This window comes from Embleya sp. NPDC050493 (assembly GCF_044458105.1).
Classification (GTDB): Bacteria; Actinomycetota; Actinomycetes; order Streptomycetales; family Streptomycetaceae; genus Embleya.
Genome location: NZ_JBITHP010000014.1, coordinates 1 through 23,730, shown reverse-complemented (window position 1 = coordinate 23,730; position 23,730 = coordinate 1). Strand labels below are relative to the sequence as shown.

At 72.5% G+C, this 23,730-nt stretch carries 21 protein-coding genes and 1 riboswitch; of the genes, 15 read left to right on the top strand and 6 right to left on the bottom strand.

Annotation, left to right across the window (positions count from 1 at the left end; all coding sequences use genetic code 11):
• The first annotated feature begins 103 nt into the window (after nt 1–103).
• Nucleotides 104–1,300, top strand: a complete 1,197-nt coding sequence (locus ACIBM5_RS25430; protein ID WP_396008931.1) for an ROK family protein — start codon at nt 104–106, stop codon at nt 1,298–1,300.
• A gap of 85 nt (nt 1,301–1,385) precedes the next feature.
• Here ACIBM5_RS25430 and ACIBM5_RS25425 read toward each other — a convergent pair whose 3' ends face one another.
• Nucleotides 1,386–1,673, bottom strand: a complete 288-nt coding sequence (locus ACIBM5_RS25425; RefSeq protein ID WP_396008930.1) for a hypothetical protein — start codon at nt 1,671–1,673, stop codon at nt 1,386–1,388.
• A gap of 129 nt (nt 1,674–1,802) precedes the next feature.
• Between ACIBM5_RS25425 and ACIBM5_RS25420 the strand changes: the two genes are divergently transcribed.
• Nucleotides 1,803–2,675, top strand: coding sequence for an amidohydrolase family protein (locus ACIBM5_RS25420; protein WP_396008929.1), 873 nt, complete (start codon nt 1,803–1,805; stop codon nt 2,673–2,675).
• Between the two features lie 2 nt (nt 2,676–2,677).
• Nucleotides 2,678–3,640 carry an IclR family transcriptional regulator gene (locus ACIBM5_RS25415; protein WP_396009106.1) on the top strand — a complete coding sequence of 321 codons (963 nt, stop codon included), beginning with the start codon at nt 2,678–2,680 and terminating at the stop codon, nt 3,638–3,640.
• A gap of 76 nt (nt 3,641–3,716) precedes the next feature.
• Here ACIBM5_RS25415 and ACIBM5_RS25410 read toward each other — a convergent pair whose 3' ends face one another.
• Nucleotides 3,717–4,070: a GNAT family N-acetyltransferase gene (locus ACIBM5_RS25410; RefSeq protein ID WP_391583532.1), complete on the bottom strand. Its 354-nt coding sequence runs from the start codon at nt 4,068–4,070 to the stop codon at nt 3,717–3,719.
• A gap of 96 nt (nt 4,071–4,166) precedes the next feature.
• Between ACIBM5_RS25410 and ACIBM5_RS25405 the strand changes: the two genes are divergently transcribed.
• The gene (locus ACIBM5_RS25405; protein ID WP_396008928.1) at nt 4,167–4,670 is read left to right on the top strand and encodes a carboxymuconolactone decarboxylase family protein; all 504 of its coding nucleotides are present in this window, start codon (nt 4,167–4,169) and stop codon (nt 4,668–4,670) included.
• Between the two features lie 123 nt (nt 4,671–4,793).
• Here ACIBM5_RS25405 and ACIBM5_RS25400 read toward each other — a convergent pair whose 3' ends face one another.
• Nucleotides 4,794–6,896, bottom strand: a complete 2,103-nt coding sequence (locus ACIBM5_RS25400; protein ID WP_396008927.1) for a SpoIIE family protein phosphatase — start codon at nt 6,894–6,896, stop codon at nt 4,794–4,796.
• 463 nt (nt 6,897–7,359) lie between these two features.
• On the opposite strand from ACIBM5_RS25400, the gene ACIBM5_RS25395 reads away from it, so the two are divergent.
• Complete coding sequence (locus ACIBM5_RS25395; RefSeq protein WP_396008926.1) at nt 7,360–8,304, top strand: IclR family transcriptional regulator; 945 nt, start codon at nt 7,360–7,362, stop codon at nt 8,302–8,304.
• Between the two features lie 249 nt (nt 8,305–8,553).
• Entirely contained in the window at nt 8,554–9,297 is a 744-nt protein-coding gene (locus ACIBM5_RS25390) for an SDR family NAD(P)-dependent oxidoreductase (RefSeq protein ID WP_396008925.1), read from the top strand.
• 75 nt (nt 9,298–9,372) lie between these two features.
• Here the strand turns inward: ACIBM5_RS25390 and ACIBM5_RS25385 are convergent, their stop codons facing one another.
• Nucleotides 9,373–11,508: an MMPL family transporter gene (locus ACIBM5_RS25385; RefSeq protein WP_396008924.1), complete on the bottom strand. Its 2,136-nt coding sequence runs from the start codon at nt 11,506–11,508 to the stop codon at nt 9,373–9,375.
• A 233-nt stretch (nt 11,509–11,741) separates the two neighbouring features.
• Here ACIBM5_RS25385 and ACIBM5_RS25380 point away from each other — a divergent pair, with 233 nt between their 5' ends.
• Together ACIBM5_RS25380 and ACIBM5_RS25375 are read left to right on the top strand one after the other, a co-directional pair.
• The gene (locus ACIBM5_RS25380) at nt 11,742–11,960 is read left to right on the top strand and encodes a hypothetical protein (protein ID WP_396008923.1); all 219 of its coding nucleotides are present in this window, start codon (nt 11,742–11,744) and stop codon (nt 11,958–11,960) included.
• Nucleotides 11,961–12,247: 287 nt separating this feature from the next.
• Nucleotides 12,248–12,604: a hypothetical protein gene (locus tag ACIBM5_RS25375; protein ID WP_396008922.1), complete on the top strand. Its 357-nt coding sequence runs from the start codon at nt 12,248–12,250 to the stop codon at nt 12,602–12,604.
• Between the two features lie 155 nt (nt 12,605–12,759).
• Here the strand turns inward: ACIBM5_RS25375 and ACIBM5_RS25370 are convergent, their stop codons facing one another.
• Nucleotides 12,760–14,040, bottom strand: a complete 1,281-nt coding sequence (locus tag ACIBM5_RS25370; protein WP_396008921.1) for a serine hydrolase domain-containing protein — start codon at nt 14,038–14,040, stop codon at nt 12,760–12,762.
• 209 nt (nt 14,041–14,249) lie between these two features.
• Between ACIBM5_RS25370 and ACIBM5_RS25365 the strand changes: the two genes are divergently transcribed.
• Complete coding sequence (locus ACIBM5_RS25365; RefSeq protein ID WP_396008920.1) at nt 14,250–15,425, top strand: epoxide hydrolase family protein; 1,176 nt, start codon at nt 14,250–14,252, stop codon at nt 15,423–15,425.
• A gap of 121 nt (nt 15,426–15,546) precedes the next feature.
• Here the strand turns inward: ACIBM5_RS25365 and ACIBM5_RS25360 are convergent, their stop codons facing one another.
• Nucleotides 15,547–16,221, bottom strand: coding sequence for a class I SAM-dependent methyltransferase (locus ACIBM5_RS25360; protein ID WP_396008919.1), 675 nt, complete (start codon nt 16,219–16,221; stop codon nt 15,547–15,549).
• Between the two features lie 1,049 nt (nt 16,222–17,270).
• On the opposite strand from ACIBM5_RS25360, the gene ACIBM5_RS25355 reads away from it, so the two are divergent.
• The 6 genes from ACIBM5_RS25355 to ACIBM5_RS25330 all read left to right on the top strand — a co-directional run bounded on the left by ACIBM5_RS25355 (nt 17,271) and on the right by ACIBM5_RS25330 (nt 23,599).
• Nucleotides 17,271–17,744 carry a pyridoxamine 5'-phosphate oxidase family protein gene (locus ACIBM5_RS25355; protein ID WP_396008918.1) on the top strand — a complete coding sequence of 158 codons (474 nt, stop codon included), beginning with the start codon at nt 17,271–17,273 and terminating at the stop codon, nt 17,742–17,744.
• 68 nt (nt 17,745–17,812) lie between these two features.
• A riboswitch (cobalamin riboswitch) is annotated at nt 17,813–17,983 on the top strand.
• A 197-nt stretch (nt 17,984–18,180) separates the two neighbouring features.
• A complete protein-coding gene (locus ACIBM5_RS25350; RefSeq protein WP_391583543.1) occupies nt 18,181–19,680 on the top strand; it encodes a CoA-acylating methylmalonate-semialdehyde dehydrogenase in 1,500 nt (499 codons plus the stop codon).
• A 4-nt stretch (nt 19,681–19,684) separates the two neighbouring features.
• Nucleotides 19,685–20,827, top strand: coding sequence for an acyl-CoA dehydrogenase family protein (locus ACIBM5_RS25345; protein ID WP_391583544.1), 1,143 nt, complete (start codon nt 19,685–19,687; stop codon nt 20,825–20,827).
• Nucleotides 20,824–21,903, top strand: coding sequence for an enoyl-CoA hydratase/isomerase family protein (locus ACIBM5_RS25340; protein WP_396008917.1), 1,080 nt, complete (start codon nt 20,824–20,826; stop codon nt 21,901–21,903). The genes ACIBM5_RS25345 and ACIBM5_RS25340 overlap by 4 nt, the downstream gene beginning before the upstream one ends.
• Entirely contained in the window at nt 21,900–22,826 is a 927-nt protein-coding gene (mmsB, locus tag ACIBM5_RS25335; RefSeq protein ID WP_396008916.1) for a 3-hydroxyisobutyrate dehydrogenase, read from the top strand. The genes ACIBM5_RS25340 and mmsB overlap by 4 nt, the downstream gene beginning before the upstream one ends.
• Entirely contained in the window at nt 22,823–23,599 is a 777-nt protein-coding gene (locus tag ACIBM5_RS25330) for an enoyl-CoA hydratase (protein WP_396008915.1), read from the top strand. Before mmsB ends, ACIBM5_RS25330 begins: the two co-directional genes overlap by 4 nt.
• Nucleotides 23,600–23,730 lie beyond the last annotated feature (131 nt).

Sequence of the window (23,730 nt, the reverse complement as noted above, 5' to 3'; positions counted from 1 at the left end):
GGCGCGGCGAGCGCGGCGAACGGGGTGGGGCGGATGCGGGGAGGTGGCGGCGTACGGGCGCGTGGTGGGTGGGGTGGGCGGGGGCGGTGCGAGGATTGTCGGCATGAGTACGCCGTTCCGGCCGACGCGCGTTGGCACCATGCGTGAGCGCAACCTTGTGTTGGTCCTCGGCGAGATCGCTCGGCACCAGCCGGTCACCCGTGCCCGGCTCGCCGAGTTGACCGGGCTGACCAAGACCACCGTGACCGCGCAGGTGGCCACGCTGGAGGAACTGCGCCTGGTCACCGGTGCGCTGCCGGTGCGCGAAGGCACCCGGGGACGCCCGGGGGCGCCGCTGTCGCTCGCCCCGGGACCGGTCGCGGGACTGGGCCTGGAGGTCAACGGGCACTACCTGGCGGCCTGCGTGCTCGACCCCACCGGCGCGGTGCGGGTGCGCGAGAGCCTCGTCTGCGACAACCGGGGCCGCGAACCGCAGGAAACCGTCGCCGCCCTGGCTGCGTTGGCCCGCCGGATCACCGCCCGGGCGGCCACCGCCGGCCTCGACGTGGTCGGAACGGCCGTCGCCTTGCCCGGCGTCATCGTCGAGGACCGGGTCAACGCGCCCAACCTCGGCTGGGAGGCCGTACCCGCCGCAGCACTGCTCACCGACGCGCTCCCGGCCCAGGCGCTCGGCGTCACGGTGGACAACGAGGCGAACCTCGGCGCGCTGGGCGAGCTCTGGTACGGCGCGGGGCGCGGCGCCGGCAGCTACCTGTACCTCTCGGGCGAGACCGGCATAGGCGCCGGCATCGTGGTCGACGGCGAACTCTTCCGCGGCGCCCACGGCGCGGCCGGCGAACTCGGCCACGTCGTGGTCGACCCCGACGGACCCGCGTGTCGCTGCGGCGGGACCGGCTGCCTGGAGCGGGTCGCCGGCCTCGACGCGGTACTGGGGGCGGCGGGCGTATCCGCTGCGAGCGGCCGGTCCGAAACCCGACTCGCCGAGTTGATACGGCGTCTGCACGACCACGACCACGACGCCGTGCTCGCGGTGGGTGCCGCCGGACGCGGGTTGGCCGTCGCCCTGGTCGGAGCCGTGAACCTCCTGGACCCGGACACGATCGTGCTCGGCGGCCTGCACGCCCGCCTCGCGCCGTGGCTCATCCCGCCGATCGAGGCGGCCCTCGCGCCCGGCGGCGGCACGCTACGCGGCCGCACCCCCGTTCTGCGCGCCTCGACCCTGGCCGCGGAGAGCGCCGTACGCGGCGCCGCCGGAACCGTCCTCGCCCGAATCCTCACCGACCCGCTCGACCTCGCCTGACCGGCCCCGGCCGAGCACAGTCAAGCGCGAACGAACGCGGCCGAACGCGGCCGAGCCGAGATCGCCCCGCCGGCGCCGCCCCCGGTCACCCACCCGCGTCGCCCGGATAGGCGATCTCGACGAGCCATTCCGCGCGGGCGAGTGCGTTCAGGTGTTGTTCGGCCATCCGCCGGGTGATGTGCTTGGGCACCAGGCAGGTCGGGCACGCCGTGGGGCCGGCCGTGACGGTCAGCGTGACGCCGAGGGAGCCGGTGCAACTCACCTCCAGGCGGAAGTCGTCGGCGGCGAGCACCGTCGACAGCGACTCCAGGGCGCGGGTGATGTCCTCGGGGGATGGCGGCATCATGCTCTCCTTCTCCTGCTGTTTCGCCATGGTCGACGGCGCGCCTCACCTTAGCCGCGTTCGAAATAACCATCAATGAAGTACGAGTATTCGAACAAGCTCCGCACCTACCGGCCGCGTCGCGTTGTCCCGGGTGGCCCGGACTTCTAGGATTCGACTATGCGACCTGCTGATCCGACTATCCGGACGCCCCTGGTCGTCGACGCCCACGTGCACGTGGCCTCGGCGGACCGTGAGCGATTTCCGCTCGCGCCCTCCGGGGTCGGCAGCCCCTGGTTCCACGCGGACGACGTCGGCGCCCGCGAACTGTCCGCCGCGATGCACGCGTGCGGGGTGCACCGCGCGGTGGTGGTGCAGGCGGTGGGCGCCTACGGCTACGACTGCTCGTACGCGATCGACGCCGTGCGGGCCGACCGGGACCGATTCGCCCTGGTCGGCGCGGTGGACATGGACTCCGCCGACCCCGCCGGCGCCCTCGCCGCCCTCGCCCGCCGGGCGGGCGAACTCCTGCGCGGGATCCGCGCGTTCGGCGCACACGCGCACCGACCGAGCTGGCCGGCGGACGGCCGCGCGGACGAGGTGTGGGCCCTGGCCGGCGAGCTCGGGCTGACCGTGGTCCCGGTGCTCTTCCCCGACGCACTGCCCCGGCTGGGCGCGGTGGTCGCCCGGCACCCGGACGTCCCGGTGGCCCTCGACCACTGCGGCTTCGTGGACCTGACGGGCGGCACCCCGTTCGCCGCCGCGGCTCCGCTGTTCGACCTGGCCGCCCTCCCGGCGATGCGGGTCAAGGTCTCCACGCACGTGCTGAACCTCGCGGCCGTCGAGGGCGACCCGGCCGACCTGGTGGACCGGCTCGCGCAGACCTTCGGCGCGGACCGGATGGCGTGGGGGTCGGACCACCCGCAGACCGCCGGGTCGCCGTATCCGGCTATGGTCGCCCTGGGCCGGCGGGCCGCACGCCGACTCTCCCCCGCGGATCGCGACGACTTCCTCGGCCGCACCGCACTCAGCCTCTGGTGGAGCGCCACGTGACCATGCCCCAGCCGCCCCACCCGCCCGGGCACGCCCCCGCCGACTCGGGCGATCGATCCGCGTCGCCGCCCACCGACCGGGTGATCGCCGTACTCGACCTGCTCTCGGCCCATCCCGACCGCGAGTTCACGCTCACCGAGATCATCCGGTACAGCGGGATCAGCAAGGCGACCTGCCACGCGGTGGTGCGCCGACTGGCCGACGCGCACTACCTGTTGCACACGCCGACCGGGTATTCGCTGGGGCCCGCGCTGATCGCGGTCGGCCACTCGGCCGAGCGCTCGTTCCCCGCCGCGCGGGCCGCACAGCACCATCTGGTCTCCCTGGCCGAGGAGTTCGGCGTACCGTGTACCGCCGCGGTGCACGACAGCAAGACGATCACGGTCGTGGACGCGGCCGGGCCGCGACCCCCCGGCGACGCCTTCGGGAGCGGCCTGCGCATCCCCCTGGTGCCGCCGTACGGCGCGGTGCAGATCGCCTGGTCGGGCGAGGACGAGATCCGAGCCTGGCTCGATCGTGCACCGCGCGCCGACGAGGAGTTCCGCAATCGACTGATCGGCGAACTGGAGACCATCCGCCGGCGCGGCTACGACGTGCATCGCGAGAGCACGGCGTCGATGCGGCTGCGCGAGGCGCTGTACGGGCTGATGCGCGAGGACCTGTCCGCGTCCCAGCAGGAGGCGGTCACCCTGCTCTACACCGAGCTCAGCCACATCGATTCGCTGCCGGAACGTCTCGACGACCGCACCCGCTACAGCGTGAACACGATCTCCGCCCCCGCGTTCGACGCCGACGGACGCACCTCCGTCGTGCTCTCCCTGCTGATGGCCAAGCCGCTGCGCGGCGCCGAGATCGCCCGCGCCGGCAAACGGCTGCTGGCCGCCGCCGCCGACATCACCAGGTCCACGGGCGGCCGGCCCGCCGAGCGCGACAAGGAGTCCCGCCCCACCCGCGCGCCGAAGTAGCGCCGACCCAGCACCCGAGTAGCGCTCGAATAGCGCCGAGCAACCCGGTCCGCATCAGCAGCCCTATCCGCATCCGCTATCCGGCAGCCTCCTGCTTGGCGGCCTCGTCGAGCCATTGCAGGATCTCGGGGGTGACCGGGTCGGTGATGTCCGCGAACTCCTCGTGCTTGCCCAGGAATTGCTTGACGTAGGGGCAGACCGGCACGATCCGCTTTCCCGCGGCGCGCACGTCGTTCAGCGCCTCCCGGACGAGCACGGAGGCCAGGCCCCGTCCGGAGAAGGCGTCGTCGATCCTGGTGTGGTAGAAAACGCGCTGCTCGCCCCGGTCGCGGTACATCGTGAGACCGGCGAACGCGCCGTCGATCCGAATCTCGTAGCGGTGCCTGTCGGCAACGTTTCGAACGGTGGGTTCCACGGCCTGACCCGTCATCCGCATTTCCTTTCCCTGCCATAAAGTTCCAATTTCAACAATTCCCGAATCGATGATAGGACGAGCGACGAGAGATCGCGCGATGAGGGAGTGCACGTGACGGAAGCGGCAGTGGCAGTGGCGACCACCGGCGGACGGGTGTACGTCGACAAGCAAAGCCCGCGGGCGTACAAGGCATTGGCCGCGACCGCCGAGGCCGTTCGGGAGGTCGCCGCCGAAGCGGGCCTGGACCGGCCGCTCGTGGAGCTGATCAACATCCGCGTGTCCCAGCTCAACGCCTGCGCGTTCTGCCTCGACCTGCACACCCGAACGGCCCTGCGCGCGGGCGAGACGACCCAACGGCTGGCGGTGCTGCCCGCCTGGCGCGACACCGCACTGTTCAGCTCCCGGGAACGGGCCGCACTGGCCCTGGCCGAGGCCACCACGCATCCCGCGGACGCCGGCGCCCAGGAGAGCGCCTACGCCGCGGCGCGGACCGTGCTGTCCGACGACGAGATCTCCGCGGTGATCTGGGTCGCGATCACCATGAACGCCTTCAACCGGGTGTCCGTCATGAGCAAGCACCCCGTGCGCCCGGCCGTCCCGACGCCGTCGGCCTGACCGGCGGGTCACCGAGGCCGACCGAGGAGCCCGACCCGGCGACCCGCCGGGCCGGGGTCGGCGTTCGTGTCACGAGCCGGGTGCGGCCGCACGAAGGCCCGAGCGTCGATGCGCGAACCGGCGTCAGCCGAGGTCCCATACGTCCGCGGCCGGCGCGATCTCCTGCTCGGCCCAGATCGTCTTCCCGCTCCGCTCGTAGCGGCTCCCCCAGCGGCTGGTGAGTTGCGCGACCAGGAACAGACCGCGCCCGCCCTCGTCGGTGGAGCGGGCGCGGCGCAGGCGCGGTTGGGTGTTGCTGGGGTCGGAGACCTCGCAGATCAGGACGTCCCGGCCGCGGACGAGCCCCAGCGTGATCGGGCCGTGTTCGCCGTAGCGGATGGCGTTGGTGACCAGTTCGCTGACGACCAGTTCGGTGGTGAACACGAGGTGGTCCAGGTCCCAGGCACCGAGTTGCCCGGTGGTCAACTCGCGGGCCCGCGCCACGTGCTCCGGGTCGGCGGGCAACTCCCAGAACACGCTGTCCCGGTCGGGCAGCTTGCGCACCCGGGCCAGCAGCAGGGTGGCGTCGTCGTCGCGCGATCCGGCCGCCCCGGCGTCCAGCAGTTCGCGCCCGACCTCGCCCAGGTCCCGATGGGTGAGGCCGCTGTGTTCGAGGCGCCCCCGAAGGCGGCGCAGGCCCGCGGCGAGGTCGTGGTCGGGTCCGGAGACCAGGCCGTCGCTGTAGAGGATCAGCACGCTGCCCGGGGCCAGGTCGATCTCGGCAATCTCGAACGGCATGCCGCCGACCCCCAACGGTGGGCCGGCCTCCAACTCCACGAAGCGGGCGCGCCCGTCGGGTCCCAGGACCACCGGCGGCGGATGTCCGGCCGAGGCCATCCGGCACCGGCCGGTCACCGGGTCGTATTCCACGTACAGGCACGTGGCACTGGCCACCTCGGCGGCACCGCTCGACCGGCTCGGGAAACGCTGGACCAGGTCGTCCACGTGGGTCAGCAACTCGTCCGGGGGCAGGTCCATGTCGGCGAGCGCCTGAACGGCCGTACGCAGGCGGCCCATCGTCGCGCTGGCCTGGAGGCCGTGCCCGGCCACGTCGCCGAGCACGAAGGCCAGGCGCAGCGAGGACAGCGGGATCATGTCGTACCAGTCGCCGCCGATCCCGGCCGAGGAGGAGGTGGGCAGGTAGGCCGCGAACGTCTCGGCCGCCGGTTCGTCGGTGCCCTCCTCGGGCAGGAGGCTGCGTTGCAGGGCGAGCGCGACGTTGCGTTCGCGGGTGTAGCGACGCGCGTTGTCCACGCTCAGCGCAGCGCGCGAGGCGATCTCCTCCAGCAGGCGGGCATCGCCCTCGTCGAAGGGTTCCCGGCGGTCGGTGCGCCACAGTTGCACGGTGCCGAGCACGTGGCCGCGGGCGAACAGCGGTACGGCCAGCAGGCTGTGGGCGTTGTCGGGCACGACACCCACGGCGTCGTCCGGGAGCACGGCCAGGTGTGGGATCAGCAGGGTGGCGCCGCTCTCCATGGCCCGGACCTCCGGGATGTCGGGCGGGACGGGCAGGCGTTCGCCGACCTGGACCAGTGCCGCGGGCCATGCCTCGCCCGTTTGGGCCACCCCGGCGCGGATCTCGGGCGTGTAGCCGGTCACCGGGTCGACCGCGGGCTCCTCGCCGGCCAGGACCGTCTCGGCGAGGTGCACGGCGGCCAGGTCCGCCAGGCGCGGCACGACCAGGTCGGCGAGTTGCCGGGCGGTCTCGGCGACGTCCAGGGATGCGCCGATGCTCTCGGCGGCCTCGCGGACCACGTCGAAGCGGGATTCGGCGCGCGCCAGCTCGGTCGTGTCGTTCATCGTCACGAGCAGGCCGAGGGTGCGACCCGGCCTGCGCTCGACGCGCAGGATGCCGACGCCCAGGTGCAGGAGGAGGTCGCCGTTCGCGGCGCGCGCGGGGAGCGGTTGCCATCTGCGCAGAACCGGGCCCGCGGGGGACAGCGCCTCTTCGAGGGCGGGCACCAGCCGGTCCAGGCCGAGGGTGGTGAGGGTGACCCGCATGTCGTCCCCTCGACTCATCGGGGTGCGCGGGAAACGTTCGGCGGACGCGTTGGTGGCGATGATCCGAAGGTCGGGGTCGACGGCCGCGAGGACCATCGCACCCTGGTCGAAGACGGCGTGCGCCAGGGGTCCCGTCCACTCCGTGGGCAGCTCGAGGTCGGACCCGCCGTGACCGTCTTCCGTCACCCTTCGATCCCTCCGGACACCGAGGACGATTTGCCCAGTATCTACCACTTGGCCCGGCCATCCACACGATTCCGGACCGAACGGGGTCACGCCCTGCCACACCCGGAGCGCCCCGGGCACGCAACGGCCCCTGCCCGTTGATCGACGGACGGTCGAGGCGAATTCGGGTACCGCCTCACCCGCCGCCGACCCCGAGCTCGGCCCGGGCGTGTTCGGGGACGCGCAGTCGGCAAGGGCGCGTCGGCGCACGGCGGCACCGGGTCTCGGTGCGCCCGTCGAGCACGAGGTCGCGGGCCTCGCACAACTCCGCGGCCACCGCTCGGACGACTGCTCCCGACGCACGCCCGCGACGAATATTCGACACTTCGGATCGGCTGAGTACGGTGGCGGTGCCCCGCCGGGGTCTCCTCGGCGACCGGGCCTGCCTCCCCGGCCCGCTCGACCCTCGACGAACGGATACGTGATGATCAGCGCCCCGGACCGCGAGCCGTGGTCGGCGATGCCCTCCCCGCCCACCGACCGGGTCGTCGCCGTCACCGAGTTCCTCGCCGCGCGCCCGGCCGAACCGGCGACCGTGGCGGAACTGGTCCGCCATCTCGGGATCAACCGCGCCACGTGCCACGCCGTGCTGGCCGCGCTGGTACGCGCCGGCTGGGTCGTCCGTGATCCGATCGCGAAGACCTTCACCCCGGGACCGGCCCTGATCGCCCTCGGCCGCGCGGCCGAGTGCGGCGTACCCGCCGCCCGCGCGGCCGAGGGCGAACTGGCCGCCCTGGTCCGGGACCTGGGCATGGCCGCGACGGCCGGCTACCCCAGCGGCGAGCACATCGTGATCGGCAGCCACGTCGCCGTCCGGGGCTCCGACGGCGACGGCGACATCGTGCGGGTCGGGCAGCGCATCCCCTTCGCCCCACCGTTCGGCCCCGGCCTGGTCGCCTGGGCGGGCGAGCCGGAGATCGCGCGCTGGCTCGGCCGCGCCCCGCACGCCGACCCCGCCCGCACCCACCACTTCCGCGACGTGCTGGCCACCGTGCGCCGACGCGGCTACACCGTCGAGAGCGACACGCCCGCCTCCCGGCGCCTGCGCGCCCTCCTGGTCGAACTCGACTCGCTCTCGCCGCGCCAACGCCCGGCCGTCACCGAACTCCTGCACGAGATCGGCACCATCGAGTACCTCGACGACGACCTCCGCGAGGCCCGCACGTACCCCGTGGGCGTCATGTCCGCCCCGGCCTTCACCGGCGACGGCGCCGGCGCACTCAACATCAGCGTCTACGTGTGGGCCGACCCGGACCCGGCCGGCATCCGGGCGATCGGCGACCGCCTGCTCGCCGCTTCCCGAGCGATCACGCACAACCTGGGCGGGACGGCCCCACCCGACTTCCCGCAAACTTCGGCCGACACCTGAGCACCGGCCCCCGCCCGCCGCGACGCCCATGAGCGGCCTCGCCGACAACGCCCGGGCCTGCCCCACGAGCGCGAGGCCGATGCCTGACGCCGGGACGTCCGGCGCGGTGGGCGGCACGGACCCGGCCGGGCCGGTCCCGAAGCCGCCCGCGGGCCGCGTGAACGCGACGTCCGATTGTCGCCGGACTTCCTGTCGGAGGCGCGGGAGCATCGATCCCGTCCGCACATCCGATCGAGAGAACGAGCGAACATGACTGCGGTATTGCACGGCAAGGTGGCTTTCGTGACCGGTGGCAGCCGGGGCATCGGGGAGGCCGTGGCGCTGCGGTTGGCCGAGGACGGGGCCGATGTCGCGGTGACCTACCGGGACGGGGCCGAGGGCGCGACGGATGTGGTCGAGCGGATCGAGGCGCTGGGCCGGCGGGGCCTGGCGGTGCAGGCCGACAGCGCGGACCCGCGCGCGGTGCGCGACGCGGTGGATCGGGCCGCGGCGGAGTTCGGGCGGCTGGACATCCTGGTCAACAATGCCGGGATCGGCGTGCTCGGCGCCGTCGAGGACATGTCGTTGGACGACGTCGACCGGGTGCTGAGTATCAACGTGCGGGCACCGTTCGTCGCGGCACAGGCCGCCGCCCGGCACATGGGCGAGGGCGGGCGGATCGTCAACATCGGCAGCTGCATGGCCGAGCGGGCCGCGGTCGGCGGGGCTTCCCTGTACACGATGAGCAAGACCGCGCTGATCGGCCTCACCACATCGCTGGCCCGGGAGTTGGGCCCGCGGGGCATCACCGCGAACATCGTGCACCCCGGTCCGATCGACACCGACATGAACCCCGCCGACGGGGCCTCGGCCGACGTGCAGCGGGATTTCACGGCGCTCGGGCGCTACGGGCAGCCGTGGGAGATCGCCGCGACCGTGGCGCACCTGGCGGGCGACGGCGGCCGGTACATCACCGGCGCGTCGGTCGCCGTGGACGGCGGCTTCGCCGCGTGAGCCCCGGGTGGTCGGCGGGCCCGGGGGCGCCGACCACCCGCAGGTCGGACGCGTACCTCCGCCCGGCGTACGTCCTCAGTGGCCTCGGTGGCTCGGTGGCGCGTCCGCGGGCCGGGCGCCCCTGCGCCACAGGGCGCTCGGCCACCACATGCGCTCGCGCAGGTCGAGGATGAGGGCGGTGACGACCACCGAGCGGACCACCAGGGTGTCCAACAGCACACCGAGCGCCACCGCGAAGCCGATTTCGGCGAACCCGACGATCGGCAGGGTGGCCAGGGCCGCGAAGGTGCCGGCCAGGACCAGCCCGGCCGAGGTGATCACGCCGCCGGTCGCGGCGAGCCCGGTCAGCGCACCGGTGCGAGTGTCGCTGCGGATGCTCTCCTCGCGCACCCGGGTGGTCAGGAAGATGTTGTAGTCGATGCCCAGGGCGACCAGGAAGACGAAGACGAGCAGCGGGAACGAGGTGTCCTCGGCGGCGAAGTCGAACACGTGCCGAAATGCCAGCGCGCTGACGCCCAGTGCCGCGGTGAAGGACAACACCACGGTGGCGATCAGCACGACCGGGGCGACCAGGGCGCGCAGGAGCAGCCCCAGGATGATCAACACGACCGCGAGGATGACCGGGATCAGCAGCTTCTCGTCGCGTTCCGAGGCCCGGTTGCTGTCGAGCTGGGCCGCGGTGCCGCCGCCCACGAGCGCGTCGGCCTGCGGTACCGCGTGCACGGCGGTGCGCGCGTCGTCGACGGTGTTCCGGGCCGCGCTGCTGTCTGCGGCGTCGACCAGGGTCGCCTCCAGGTACGACCGCCCGTCGCGCTCCGCCGGCACCCCGGGCGGGACCAGCACGCTGTCCGGGACCACCCCGGGCACGCCCGCCAGCGATGTGCGCACCGCGTCCACCGCACCGGTGTCGGTGATCACCTGGAGTGGTTGCCCGGTGCCTGCCGGGAAGTAGCGGGCCTGGACCTCCTGGCCGACCACCGAGTCCGGCTTGTCGGTGAAGCTCTCGGCGGTGGTCAGGCCGGTGGAGTTCAGGGCCAGCATGCCCAGGGAAAGCGCGGCCAGGATCGCCGAGGTCCCGATCCACACGGCGCGCGGCCGGCGGGCGATGCGTCGGCCGATCCGGGCCCACAGCCCGGTCTCGGTCGGCTCGGGCGAGCCCAGGTGCGGGATGACGGGCCAGAAGATCCACCGCCCGACGATGAGCAGTACCGCCGGGAACAGGGTCAGCATCGCGAGCAGCGCCACCGCCACACCGATCGCGGCGACCGGTCCGAGGCCGTTGGTGGAATTCATCTCGGCGGCGAGCAGGCACAGCATGCCGATGATCACGGTGGAGGCACTGGCGATCACCGCGGGGCCGGCACGGTGCAGGGCCAGTGCCATCGCCTCGTGTCGGTCCTCGTGCCGACGCAGTTCCTCCCGGTAACGGGCGACGAGCAGCAGCGCGTAGTCGGTGCCGGCGCCGAACACCAGGACGGTCAGGATGCCCGCGCTCTGCGCGTTGACCACCAGGGACGCGTGCCGGGCCAGTACGTAGATCACCGCCTGGGCGGCCAACAGGGCGCCGACCACGCAGAAGACCGGGACCAGGAGCAGCGTCGGGCTGCGATAGGTGAACAGCAGGATCACCACGACCACGCCCAGGGCCGCGAACAGCAGGGTTCCGTCGATGCCCTCGAACGCGTCGCTGCTGTCGGCGGCGACGCCGCCCGGCCCGGTGATGTGGGATTCCAGCCCGGTGTCGGGATCGGCGTCCAGAATCGCGCGGATGTCGTCCACGGCCTTGGCGATGCTGTTCCAGCCGTTGTCGCCGAAGGTGATCGGCACCAGGACCAACGCGGCGCGCGGGGCGACGGGGCGGTCGGGGACGGGGCCCTGTACCTGGGCGCCGACGATCCCGTGCTCGGTGAGGGTGCGCATCCGTGCGGCATCGGCGGCGATCGTCGCCTCGTCGGCCGGGGTCAGACCGGATGCGCGGGCGAACACCACGACCGCGGTGACGTTTTGCGGCAGGAATGCCTTCGACTGGTCGACGACCTTGGTCGACTCGGCGTTGCCGGGCAACCACGCGGAGGCATCGTTCTTCTCCGCGTCCATCAGCTTGCTCGCGGCCGGCCCCGCCACGACCAGTACCAGAATCCAGATCACGAGAATGATCCACTTCGCACGCCGGCCGCAGACCAGTCGCGCGACTCGCCCCGCTCCGCCCATCCCGGCCACCTCCACCGCTCGAACGTGTTCCGGTGTCGCCCGAGGAGCACTCTCCTCAGGATGGCATCGGGGCCGGCATCACGCGTCCGCTGGCGCGGCACCGGGCGTCGCGGGTGCGGCGATCGGCTTCCTCCGGCGGGCCCTGCGGGGGATGCGAACGGGCCGCCGCGGACCTGCCGGAGCGGGTCCGGCGGGGGTGGCCGATCGGGTCCGGGTGCGCGACCGTGGAAACCATGAGCGACAAGGCGCACGGCCGTTTCGACCTCGTGGTCGAGGCGTATCGCCCGGGTGACGAGTACCGGCTGGTGATGCTCGCCGACGGCACCTACCGACAACTGCACAGCCGCCGGGAGCTGGACGACCTGGCCGCCCGGCTCGGCCTCGACCCGAGCGATCGGGACCGGGTGGCCTGGGAGGGCGGCGACGAGTGGCCGGCGGACGGCGCGGGGTGACGGCTGAGCCCCATTCGACCGCTCGGTGTGCGCTCGGCCGCTTTCGGGACCGACTTCACACCCCGCGAGCGTGATCGGTGATCGATCCGCGTGGCGCTGTGATCCGGCTCCGGCTACGCTTCGGCGGCCGTCGGACGTGCCGGTGTGGGCCGGCCGGTCGCCGCCGGGCCCGGTGATGCCCTCGATTTCGTCTCGTTTGCGTATCGGACCGTGCGGGGACTCCCGGCGTGCGGTGGACTCGAAGAAGCGGAACGCCCCGCCCCTGCGGGCGTGTTCTTCGACGTGGGATGGGGGAGACAGTGGCCGACACCTGGGCCTGTGAGTGTCTGGTGGAGCAGGGCCGTGCGCGGGTGGTGGTACCGACGACCGTGGACGCGGCCGTCGCGCACCGGCTGCGCAAGGATCTGGTGGCGCGGATCAACGCCCTGCCCGACGACGTCGTCGAGGTGACGTTCGACCTGATGGACACGGACGTACTGGACGAGGCGGGCGCGGCGGCGATCGCCTCCGCCTACCGACACGCCTTCCTCCTCGGCCTGCGCCCCACCTGGTGCGCCGCGGCACCGACCACGCGCGCCACGCTGATCGGGGCGGACGGCGAACTGCGCACCGGCGAACACGCGTTGTACGCCCATCCCGGGTGACTCGCATACCGCACACGTGCGTAAGAGCACGGTAGTCGCCGCTCCCCCGAGGGTTCGGCCCCCGGGGGTTCGCCCCCGGGGGTTCGGGCCTCGGGTCCGCGGCGGAGTCCGCCGGGCTCCGCCGCGGGCCATCGGCTGCGACGAGTGGGCGCAGGCTACGCGGGTGACCCGGGGAAGACCTTCGCCAGGATGAGTTTGGTGAGTTCGTTGGCCGGGGCGTTGCCGTCGGGCGACTGGTTGAGGTTGACCAGGACCACGACGGTCGCGCAGGACTGCGGGTTGTACCCCACGAAGCTGTTGTAGCCGGGCAGTTGGCCGTCATGGCCGAGGAAGCCGGCGAAGTCCGCGATGGCGAGGCCGTATGTGGGCGCCCCGGGTTGGTCCGACGCGGGCACGAACTTCAGCCGCTCGCGCTGGATCTCGGGGCTGAGCAGGGTGCCGGTGGCCAACGCCGGGGCCCAGCGCAGCAGGTCGTCGACGGTGGAGACCGCGGCACCGGCCGCCCAGGCCCACGAGGGGTTCGCGTCGGTGACGTCCTTGGGATTGCCGGCCGACCAGTCCGCCCATGCCGCTTCCTTGCCGGTCAGTACCGGCGCGGTCAGGCTCTCCACGTTCCCGATGAACTCGTAACCGTGGGCGTGCGGGAGCGGCAGTCGGGAGTCGTTCGGCAGGCTGCTCTCGGACATGCCGAGCGGGCGGAAGATGTGCTGTCGGTACAGCTCGGCGAGCGGTCGGCCGGTGAGCTTCTCGGCGATCAGGCCGAGCAGCACCGTGTTGGTGTTGGAGTAGTGGAATCCCCCGCCGGGCGGGAAGTACGACGGATGCCGGAACGCGATCGCGAGCAGCTCGTCCGGAGTCCACCGGGTCTGCGGCCGCTCGTCCAGGGTGCGGTTGAAGTCGGGGTCCTCGGTGTAGTTGTACAGACCGCTGGTCATCTGGAGCAGTTGGCGGATGGTGATGTGTTCCCCGTCGGGTACGTCCGACCGGAATGCGGCCACCGGGTCCTCCAGCGACAACCGTCCCGCCTGGACGAGTTGCAGGATGATCGTCCCGGTGAAGGTCTTCGTAATGCTGCCGACCCGCATGTGGTCCGCGGTACGCATGGGTGTGCCGTCGGCGAGGTCGCCCGTGCCCAGCGTCGTGGTCCACGTGCCCCACTCCGGGGTACGGATGGACACGATCGCCCCGGGGACGCGCAGCCGCTGCATCATGGCGACGAGCTCGGGGGTCAGCGTCTTGACGAAGGACGGCACCTGCTGCGCGGATCCGGCCGGGGCATCGGATCGCACCGAGGTGCCCGACGGCGGTGCGGCGGCCGTCACGCTCAGCAGCGCCGCCACCGCCACCGCGGCGATGCGGGCACGCCTTCGGGCCGACCCGGCCCGGCGTGGACGTCGTTCGGGCATCGGGAGCTGACGCGGCAGTGGGGTTCGCACGAGGAGTCCGTTTCGTTCGGGAGCGAGGGACCCCACAGATACCCGGCCGAATCGGCCCCGGACCGATGTTGCGCCACCGGTGGGCGTGTTCGCACACCTCCACGGCGCACATCGGGCGCATGCCACCCCCGGTATGGCTACGCGCGAGACGCGGTGCCAGGCGGCGCGGTCCGCCCAAGATCCACCGGACACGGCCTAGCATGCATGGCATGTCGGATGCTCTGCCTCGCCCGGAACCGTTCACCTCCCGGACCGCGGCCGCGGATCTCGAGGATCTTCGGGCGCGGTTGCGCGCGACGCGTTGGCCGGACACGCCCGAAGAGGCCGGATGGTCGCTCGGTACCGATCTCGACTATCTCCGTGAGCTCGTCGCCTACTGGGCGGACGGGTTCGACTGGCCCGCGCAGGAGGCGGCGCTGGCCCGGCTGCCGCGCTTTCGCGTCCCGCTCGGCGGGCTCGGGATCCACTTCGTGCACGCTCGGGCCGTCGCACCGACCGGGCCCGTGCTGCCGCTGGTGCTCGGCCACGGCTGGCCGGACTCGTTCTGGCGGTACACGAAGGTCGTCCCGCTGCTCACCGATCCCGGCGCGCACGGTGCCGATCCCGCCGACGCGTTCGACGTGGTGGTGCCCGACATGCCGGGCTACGGGTATTCCGACCGCCCCACCGGCGCCCCGCTCGACTCGATCGCCGTCGCCGGCCTGTGGGCCGAACTCATGGACGTCCTGGGCTATCCGCGCTTCGGCGCGGCCGGTGGCGACATCGGCAGCCATGTCAGCCGTTACCTCGCCCTCGACCATCCCGACCGGGTCGTCGCCGTGCACCGGACCGACGGGGGCGTGCCCCTGTTCACCGGCGACCCGGCGGAACTCACGCCCGAGGAACGCGCCTGGATCGAGAGCGTCGCCGTCTGGGGCGGTGCCGAGGGCGGGTACGCCGCGATGCACCGCACCAAGCCGCAGACCGCCGCCGTCGGGCTCAACGACTCGCCCGCCGGTCTCGCCGCGTGGATCGTCGAGAAGCTCCGGGCCTGGAGCGATTGCGACGGCGTCGTGGAACGGTCGTTCACCCGGGACGAGATCCTCACGAACCTCACGCTGTACTGGTTCACCGGGACGATCGGCTCGTCGATGCGCATGTACCACGCGAACTCCGCGATCCCGCCCGCGCAGCTCGCCCGCCGGGTGGAGGTACCGTCCGGCTTCTCGCTCTTCCCCGGTGACATCGTGCGCCCGCCGCGGGCCTGGCTCGAACGTACGACGAACCTCGTGCGGGTGACCGAGCCCGCACGCGGCGGGCACTTCGCGGCGTTCGAGGAGCCCGAGTCGTATGCCGAGGAACTGCGCGCGTTCTTCCGGCCCTACCGGGCGGCGATGACGCGGTGACGCCCCGGCGGTGTGCCGGCAGCGCACACCGCGCACCCGGAACGGGCATCGCGAGCGCGCCGACCCGGGATCCCTGCTCCCCCGCATCGGAGCGGCCCGCGCCGCCCACTCCCGGCGCGTGTCAGTGGAGGGCCGTGACGACCGCGCGGTCGCGGGGGCCGGGCAGGGGGCCTCGGTAGGTGATCGTCGCGGTGGTCGCGTCCCGGAAGCCGGCCTCCTCGGCTTCGTCGGCCAGGGCGAGGGCGCACAACCAGGAGAAACCGGGAACGTCCGGGCCGGTCCGGGCGTCGGGGTCGACGTGGAGCGGGTCGTCGGACAGGACCAGGCTGCCGATGCCGGGCTGCGACCAGGTATGGAAGCGTTCCAGGGCCGGGCCCAGACCCCGGGTGTACCGGTGCAGGTCGCCGGCCAGGCCGTCGGCGTAGACGACGGTCCAGGCGCGGGTCGGCGGCGTCCAGACCAGGACGTCCGCGCAGACGGCGTCCACGCCCTTGCGGTGGGCGAGGTCGACGGCCTCGGGCAGGACGTCCACGGCGAGCACCCGGTGGCCCGCGCGTACCAGCTCGGCCTCGACCATCGCATTGCCGCAGCCCAGGCTCAGCAGCGCGGAGTCGGGGCGTCCTCGGTCCAGCAGACGTGCCAGATGGGCGACCATCCAGGTCCGGTACTCGGGGTCGCAGGTGGCCGGGGTGATCGAGTCGCCCACGGCGCGGCCGACTTCCCATGCCTGGTAGCGGCTGGGGCGGCCGTCGGGGGTCGCGGCGTAGTGGGCGCGCAGCGATTCGAGGTCTGTCATCGGTGCCTCGGATTCCTGGCAGGCGTCCGGTCGCCGCACTGCGGCCGGACGGGCGGGCGGGATCGGGCCGGCGGTGCGGCGGGTGGGCAACCGCGGTGATTCGCTTCCGCCCCACACCTGCTCCCGTCCCGCGGATCACATCATGGGCGGCCACACCCGACGACGACGCACCGATGCAGGGTGTCGCGTGTGCATCCGTGCCCGACCACTCGGCCCGCGACGCACGCCGCGGACGGAGTGCGGAGGCACGAGCGGGGCGCGTCCTCGTGGGAACGTACGCCCTTGGACCTCACGGCGAGCCGGTCGGCGGTCCGCCGCGCGCTCCTGGTGTTCGACGTCCCCATGCAGCCGATTGGAGCGTAGGAGACCCCTCGACCACATGCAACGCACGTGCAGCAACTTGCCGATGTCAAACGCTGATCCGAGCCCGATTCCGTCGGTGGCGACGGCACCGGTCGTGCGCCCGTTTGTTCCGCCTCGGGGGCGTCCTGTCCCGGTCGTGCGCACACGAAGGGACCTTCGCCGGGACCGACCGGGCCGAACGGCTCTGCCCGACGGTGCGGACGGGGAGCAGAGTCGGGCGTGCGGGCCGGCCCGGCGGGCAGGCTCCGGTAGCCACGGGCCGAACCCGATCGACGTCGCTCCGTGCGCACCCATGGTCGGCCCGGCCGCCGTACCCATCGCCCGGGAAGGCGGCCGGGCCCAGGGCCGCCCGCATCCGCGCTGCGCCGCGTTGCGTCGGTGGCGGGCCGCCCCCGTCGTTCCTGCCTCGCCCTGGGCGAACTCGCCGTCGCCTCCGTGCGTTGGCAACGTTCCCGTCCCGCGAGGTCGACCCGGTCCCGGCGGCAACCGGCCGTTGGGCCTGTGGGATCGGGTCGGTCGGCCCTGGTGCAGGCGTCGGGCGCGCGGAAGGCTGAGGTCAGGGTCCGGGAGAGCGGACGCGCGGTCGAGCGCGCGGGGCGTCGGGCCCGGCGTCGACATGAGGGAATCGACCGGCACGAGCCCGTCGGCCCCGTATCGGCGCCCGCGCGGGATTCGAGGGTTGAGACATGAGCGAACACGCCGTGATGAAACGCCCCCTCGGGCGCCACGAGGCATTGGAGCTGATGGCGAGCGCGGGGGTGGGACGCGTCGTGGTGAGCGAGGGCGCTCTTCCGGCCGTGCATCTGGTGGCGTTCGCCCTCGACCGGGAGTGCGTGGTGTTTCGGGCTCCGACCGACTCGCCCCTCGCGAAGGCCGCGCTCGACACGGTGGTCGCGTTCCAGGCCGACCGCATCGACCGTGCGGCGCAGACCGGCTGGACGAGCACGGTGACGGGCCACGCCTCCCGGGTCCGCGATGCCTCCGCCGTCGCGCACCTGGATCGCCTGCTCCCCGAAATCGACGGCGACGGCGCGGAAACGGTGTGGATTCGGGTCACCACGGAATTCGTCACCGGACTCGTCGCCGAACGCCGGGACCATACCGGGAGGCCCGCGGGACCCGACCTCCCCTACGCCCGGAAGCCACCGCCCGGGCCCTGAGGCACCAGGCCGGTCGCGGTCGCCGGACCGGGTCGGCTGGACTTACTAGGACGTCCGACTATATCGTCTTCAACAACAAGGTCCGCGGTGCAGGGAAGTCGGTGCGAATCCGACATGGTCCCGCCACTGTGACCGGGGAGTGCGCTGCCGCAGCACCAAGCCACTGGCGAAGGCCGGGAAGGCGGGCATCGTGCGTAGATCCGGAAGTCAGGATACCGGCCGCGGGTATATCCGTGTTGTCCACGAGGATGGAGCAAACACGCATGACACCGGTCTGCGCACCCGCCCCGGATGATCCTGCGAACGTCGAACTCCCCAGGATTTCCTGACTACTTCGACGTCGACCCGCCCGGGCAACCACGCGCACCCGCGCCGACGTTGCGTGGTCGGGTCATGCCCCGCCTCCGGATCGCACCTGACGAGAGACAGGTCGTTCATGATCCGCGAGCTTTCCCACTTCATCGGCGGTAAGCACGTCCTCGGCGCATCCGGCGCGTTCGGCGACGTGTACGACCCCAACACCGGGCGGGTACAGGCACGCGTTCCGCTCGCGGATCGCGCCGACACCCTGGCCGCGATCGACGACGCCGAGCGGGCCCAGCCGGCCTGGGCCGACTGGAACCCGCAGCGGCGTGCCCGGGTCCTGGCCCGCTTCCTGCAACTGATCGAACCCGAACGCGAGTCGCTGGCCCGACTGTTGTCGGCCGAGCACGGCAAGACCATCGCCGACGCCCACGGCGACCTGCAACGCGGCCTGGAGGTCGTGGAGTTCGCCATCGGTATTCCGCACCTGCTCAAGGGCGAGTTCACCGACAACGCGGGCACCGGCATCGACGTGCACTCGCTGCGCCAGCCGCTCGGCGTGGTCGCCGGCATCACCCCGTTCAACTTCCCCGCGATGATCCCGCTGTGGAAGATCGCCCCGGCCATCGCATGCGGCAACGCGTTCGTGCTCAAGCCCTCGGAGCGCGACCCCTCGGTGCCGCTGCGCCTGGCCGAACTCTTCCTCGAGGCCGGACTGCCGCCGGGCGTGCTGAACGTGGTCCACGGCGGCAAGGAGAGCGTGGACACGCTCCTGGAGGACCCGCGCGTGCAGGCCCTGGGCTTCGTCGGCTCGACCGCGATCGCCGAGTACGTGTACACCTCGGCCACCGCGAACGGCAAGCGCGCCCAGTGCTTCGGCGGCGCCAAGAACCACCTGATCGTGATGCCGGACGCGGACCTCGACCAGGTCGTCGAGGCGCTGATCGGCGCCGGATACGGCTCCGCCGGCGAGCGCTGCATGGCCATCTCGGTGGCGGTCCCCGTGGGCGCCGAGACCGCCGACGCGCTGGTGGACAAGCTCGTCGCGCGCATCGCCACCCTGCGGGTGGGCCCCTCCCACGACCGGGACGCCGACTTCGGCCCGCTGGTCGGCCGGGACGCACTCGAACGGGTGCACGGCTACCTGGACATCGGCGTCGCCGAAGGCGCCGAACTGCTCGTCGACGGCCGCGACGTGCACGTCCCCGGCCACGAGGACGGCTACTTCGTCGGCGCGTCGCTGTTCGACCACGTGACGCCCTCGATGCGGGTGTACCGGGAGGAGATCTTCGGCCCGGTGTTGTCCGTGGTCCGCGCGGCCTCCTACGAGGACGCGCTGCGCCTGGCCAGCGAGCACGAGTACGGCAACGGCGTGGCGATCTTCACCCGGGACGGCGACACCGCCCGCGACTTCGGTCGCCGGGTGAACACCGGCATGGTCGGCGTCAACGTGCCCATCCCGGTGCCGGTGGCCTACCACACCTTCGGCGGCTGGAAGCGATCCGGATTCGGCGACCTGAACCAGCACGGTCCCGACTCGATCCGCTTCTACACCCGGACCAAGACCATCACCTCGCGCTGGCCGTCCACCGCGCGCGAGAGCGCGAACTTCGACATCCCCACGATGGACTGACCCGATGACCGCACTCACCGACGACCAGCTCGCGATCGTCGAGACCACCCGGGACTTCGCCCGCGAACACCTCTCCCCGCACGCGATCGAATGGGACCGCACCGGCCACTTCCCCGTCGACGTCCTGCGCAAGGGCGCCGATCTCGGCCTCGGTGGCATCACCGTCGGCGAGGATCGGGGCGGTTCGGGGCTGAACCGACTCGACTCCGCACTGATCTACGAGGCGCTGGCCGGTGGTTGCCCGACCATCGCCGCCTACTACTCCATCCACAACATGGTCGCCTCGATGATCGACCGGCACGGCACGCCGGCGCAGCGCGCACGCTGGCTTCCGGGTCTGTGCTCGATGCACGACCTGGCCAGCTACTGCCTGACCGAGCCTGGAGCCGGCTCGGACGCCGCCGCGCTGACCACCCGCGCGACCCGCGACGGCGACGACTATCTCCTGCACGGGGTCAAGCAGTTCATCTCCGGCGCCGGATCCTCCGCGGTGTACGTGGTGATGGCGCGCACCGGAGCGGACGGCGCCGACGGGATCTCCGCGTTCATCGTGGAGGACGACAGCGCCGGGCTGTCCTTCGGACCGAACGAGCGCAAGATGGGCTGGCATGCGCAGCCCACCCGCCAGGTGGTCCTGGACGGCGTGCGCGTGCCCGCGACGCACCGACTCGGCGCCGAGGGCGACGGGTTCAGGATCGCGATGGGTGCCCTCGACGGCGGCCGGATCGGCATCGCCGCGTGCTCGCTGGGCGGCGCACAGGCCGCGCTGGACGCCGCCGTGCGCCATCTCACCGACCGTGCGGCGTTCGGCTCGCGGCTCATCGACGCGCAGGCCCTGCGCTTCCAACTCGCGGACATGGCAACCGAGCTCGAAGCGGCCCGCACGCTGGTGTGGCACGCGGCCTCCTCGCTCGACGAGGGCGATCCCAGGGCGTCGCAACTGTCCGCGATGGCCAAGCGGTTCGCCACCGACACCGCCTTCTCGGTGGCCGACCGCGCGTTGCAACTGCACGGCGGGTACGGCTATCTCGCCGACTACGGGATCGAGAAGATCGTGCGCGACCTGCGGGTGCACCGCATTCTCGAAGGAACCAACGAGATCATGCGCGTGATCGTCGCGCGCGGACTGATCGGAGCGGCCCGATGACCCCCACCCCCGAGCAGGACCCGGTGCAGACCCACCGGCAGGCGGCCATGGGCCGGATCGTGCTGAACCGGCCCAGGGCGCTCAACGCGCTCACCCACGACATGGTTCGGCGGATCGACGCCGCGCTCACCGCGTGGGAACACGACGACGGCGTACGGCTGGTGGTGATCACCGGTGCGGGCGAGCGCGGCCTGTGTGCGGGCGGCGACATCCGCGCCATCCACGCCGACGCCGTCGCCGGCGGCACCGCGAGCCTGGACTTCTGGCGCGACGAGTACCGGCTCAACGCCCGCATCGCCCGCTATCCCAAAACGTACATCGCCGTCATGGACGGCATCGTGATGGGCGGCGGGGTCGGCATCTCCGCGCACGGTGCGTTGCGCATCGTCACCGAGCGCTCGACGGTCGCCATGCCGGAGACCGGAATCGGGTTCGTTCCCGACGTCGGCGGCACCCACCTGCTCGCCCGGGCTCCGGGCGAGTCGGGCACGCACCTGGCGCTGACCGGCTCCGCGATCGGCGCCGGCGACGCCATCGCCTGCGGCCTGGCCGACCACTTCGTGCCCTCGCATCGGCTCGACGCGGTGATCGAGGCGCTGGCCACGCGCGAACCGGCGGAGGTCGTCGCGCGGTTCACCGAGCCGGCCCCGGCCGGCGAACTCGCCGAGCGTCGCGCCTGGATCGACTCCTGCTACGCGTGCGACACCGTCGAGGAGATTCTCGAACGCCTCCAGGACAGCGGGGAACCGGCGGCGAAGCAGGCCGCCGAGCAGATCCGCGCCAAGTCGCCCACCGCGCTCAAGGTGACCCTGGCGAGCCTGCGCCGGGCTCGCGAACTCGGCTCCCTGGAGGCCGTGTTGGAGCAGGAATACCGGGTGTCGAGCGCGGCGCTGAGCGCGCCCGACCTGGCCGAGGGCATCCGTGCCCAGGTGATCGACAAGGATCGTGCGCCGCGCTGGTCGCCCGCGACGCTGGAGGCCGTGCGGCCCGAGGACGTCGCCCGCTTCTTCCGGGCGCCGGCCGAGGGTGCGTCGAGCCTGGAACTGGCGTCCGCGACCTCGGAGGCCGGCCGATGACCGACACCATCGCGTTCGTCGGGCTGGGCAACATGGGCGGCCCGATGGCCGCCAACCTGGTCGCGGCCGGACACGTCGTCACCGGGTTCGACCCGGCGCCGCAGGCCCTGGAACAGGCCCGGGACAGCGGTGTGCGGATCGCCGGGTCGCCCGCGGAGGCCGTCGCCGGCGCGGACGTGGTGATCACCATGTTGCCCGGCGGGGCACACGTCCTGGGCTGCTACCTGGGCCCGGAGGGCCTCCTGGCCGCCGCACCCGCCGGCGCGGTGTTCGTCGACTGTTCGACGATCGACGTCGCCGACGCGCACGCCGCGCACGAGGCGGTACGCGCGTCCGGGCGCCGCGCCCTGGACGCGCCGGTGTCCGGCGGAGTGGTCGGCGCGGTCGCCGGCACGCTCACGTTCATGGTCGGCGCCGACGACGCGGACTTCGCCGCGATCGAGCCCGTGCTGACCGCGATGGGGCGCCGCGTCGTGCACTGCGGTCCGCCCGGGGCCGGACAGGCCGCGAAGATCTGCAACAACATGATCCTGGGCGCCACGATGATCGCGGTGAGCGAGGCGTTCGTGCTGGGCGAGCACCTCGGCCTCTCCCACCAGGCGTTGTTCGACGTCGCCTCGGCCGCCTCCGGACAGTGTTGGGCGCTGACCACGAACTGCCCGGTGCCCGGACCGGTACCGGCCAGTCCCGCCAACCACGACTACCGACCCGGCTTCGCCGGAGCCCTGATGGCCAAGGACCTGCGGCTGGCCGCCAACGCGATCCGCGCGGGCGGCGTGTCCGCCGAACTGGGTCTGCACGCGGCCGAGATGTACGCGGCGTTCGCCGAGAACGGCGGCGCGGAGCGCGACTTCTCCGCCGTCATCCACACCATCAGGGACCACACAGCCACCGCCACCGGCGAAGGGAACCACCCGGCATGACCGAGTACGAGACCATCCTGGTCGAGCGTCACGATCGCACCGCGCTGATCACGCTCAACCGTCCCAAGGCGCTCAACGCCCTCAACCTGCGGGTGATGGCCGAGGTCGTCGACGCCGCGACCACGCTCGACCGCGACCCGGACGTCGGCGCTCTGGTGATCACCGGGTCCGCGAAGGCCTTCGCCGCCGGCGCGGACATCAAGGAGATGCAGCCCAACGACTACATGGACGTCTACCTCTCCGACTGGTTCTCCGCGTGGGACCGACTCGGCGACGTCCGCACGCCCACCATCGCCGCGGTCTCCGGCTACGCGCTCGGCGGCGGCTGCGAACTCGCCATGTTGTGCGACATCCTCCTCGCCGCCGACACCGCCGTCTTCGGCCAGCCCGAGATCAAGCTCGGCGTCATCCCGGGCATCGGTGGCTCACAACGGCTGACCCGCGCGATCGGCAAGGCCAAGGCGATGGACCTGTGTCTGACCGGCCGCACGATGAACGCGGACGAGGCCGAACGCGCCGGCCTGGTCTCGCGCGTCGTCCCCGCCGCCGACCTCCGCGCCGAGGCGCTGGCCACGGCCGCGACCATCGCGGGCATGTCGGCGCCGATCGCGATGATGGCCAAGGAGAGCGTCAACCGCGCCTTCGAGACCACGTTGGCCGAGGGCGTGCGCTTCGAACGTCGGCTGTTCCACGCCACGTTCGCCACGGCGGACCAGAAGGAGGGCATGGCGGCGTTCACCGAGAAGCGCTCGCCGTCGTTCACCCACCGCTGAGTCGGTCGGGACGTGGGGGGGCGCCCCCCCCCCCCCGCCCCCCCCCGCCCGGGCCCCCCCCCCCCCCCCCGCCCCGAAGCATGGGAAGCGTCGGGCAATGACAGTTTATACCACAAATTGAATATACCCCG

Bases quoted from the DNA above. Each gene is read 5' to 3' on its own strand.
- ACIBM5_RS25385 (WP_396008924.1), bottom strand. From the start codon at position 11,508: ATGGGCGGAGCGGGGCGAGTCGCGCGACTGGTCTGCGGCCGGCGTGCG.
- ACIBM5_RS25355 (WP_396008918.1), top strand. From the start codon at position 17,271: ATGAGCGAACACGCCGTGATGAAACGCCCCCTCGGGCGCCACGAGGCA.
- ACIBM5_RS25415 (WP_396009106.1), top strand. From the start codon at position 2,678: ATGCCCCAGCCGCCCCACCCGCCCGGGCACGCCCCCGCCGACTCGGGC.
- mmsB (WP_396008916.1), top strand. From the start codon at position 21,900: ATGACCGACACCATCGCGTTCGTCGGGCTGGGCAACATGGGCGGCCCG.
- ACIBM5_RS25340 (WP_396008917.1), top strand. From the start codon at position 20,824: ATGACCCCCACCCCCGAGCAGGACCCGGTGCAGACCCACCGGCAGGCG.
- ACIBM5_RS25390 (WP_396008925.1), top strand. From the start codon at position 8,554: ATGACTGCGGTATTGCACGGCAAGGTGGCTTTCGTGACCGGTGGCAGC.
- ACIBM5_RS25425 (WP_396008930.1), bottom strand. From the start codon at position 1,673: ATGGCGAAACAGCAGGAGAAGGAGAGCATGATGCCGCCATCCCCCGAG.
- ACIBM5_RS25380 (WP_396008923.1), top strand. From the start codon at position 11,742: ATGAGCGACAAGGCGCACGGCCGTTTCGACCTCGTGGTCGAGGCGTAT.
- ACIBM5_RS25360 (WP_396008919.1), bottom strand. From the start codon at position 16,221: ATGACAGACCTCGAATCGCTGCGCGCCCACTACGCCGCGACCCCCGAC.
- ACIBM5_RS25375 (WP_396008922.1), top strand. From the start codon at position 12,248: ATGGGGGAGACAGTGGCCGACACCTGGGCCTGTGAGTGTCTGGTGGAG.
- ACIBM5_RS25365 (WP_396008920.1), top strand. From the start codon at position 14,250: ATGTCGGATGCTCTGCCTCGCCCGGAACCGTTCACCTCCCGGACCGCG.
- ACIBM5_RS25395 (WP_396008926.1), top strand. From the start codon at position 7,360: ATGATCAGCGCCCCGGACCGCGAGCCGTGGTCGGCGATGCCCTCCCCG.
- ACIBM5_RS25410 (WP_391583532.1), bottom strand. From the start codon at position 4,070: ATGACGGGTCAGGCCGTGGAACCCACCGTTCGAAACGTTGCCGACAGG.
- ACIBM5_RS25330 (WP_396008915.1), top strand. From the start codon at position 22,823: ATGACCGAGTACGAGACCATCCTGGTCGAGCGTCACGATCGCACCGCG.
- ACIBM5_RS25430 (WP_396008931.1), top strand. From the start codon at position 104: ATGAGTACGCCGTTCCGGCCGACGCGCGTTGGCACCATGCGTGAGCGC.
- ACIBM5_RS25350 (WP_391583543.1), top strand. From the start codon at position 18,181: ATGATCCGCGAGCTTTCCCACTTCATCGGCGGTAAGCACGTCCTCGGC.
- ACIBM5_RS25420 (WP_396008929.1), top strand. From the start codon at position 1,803: ATGCGACCTGCTGATCCGACTATCCGGACGCCCCTGGTCGTCGACGCC.
- ACIBM5_RS25345 (WP_391583544.1), top strand. From the start codon at position 19,685: ATGACCGCACTCACCGACGACCAGCTCGCGATCGTCGAGACCACCCGG.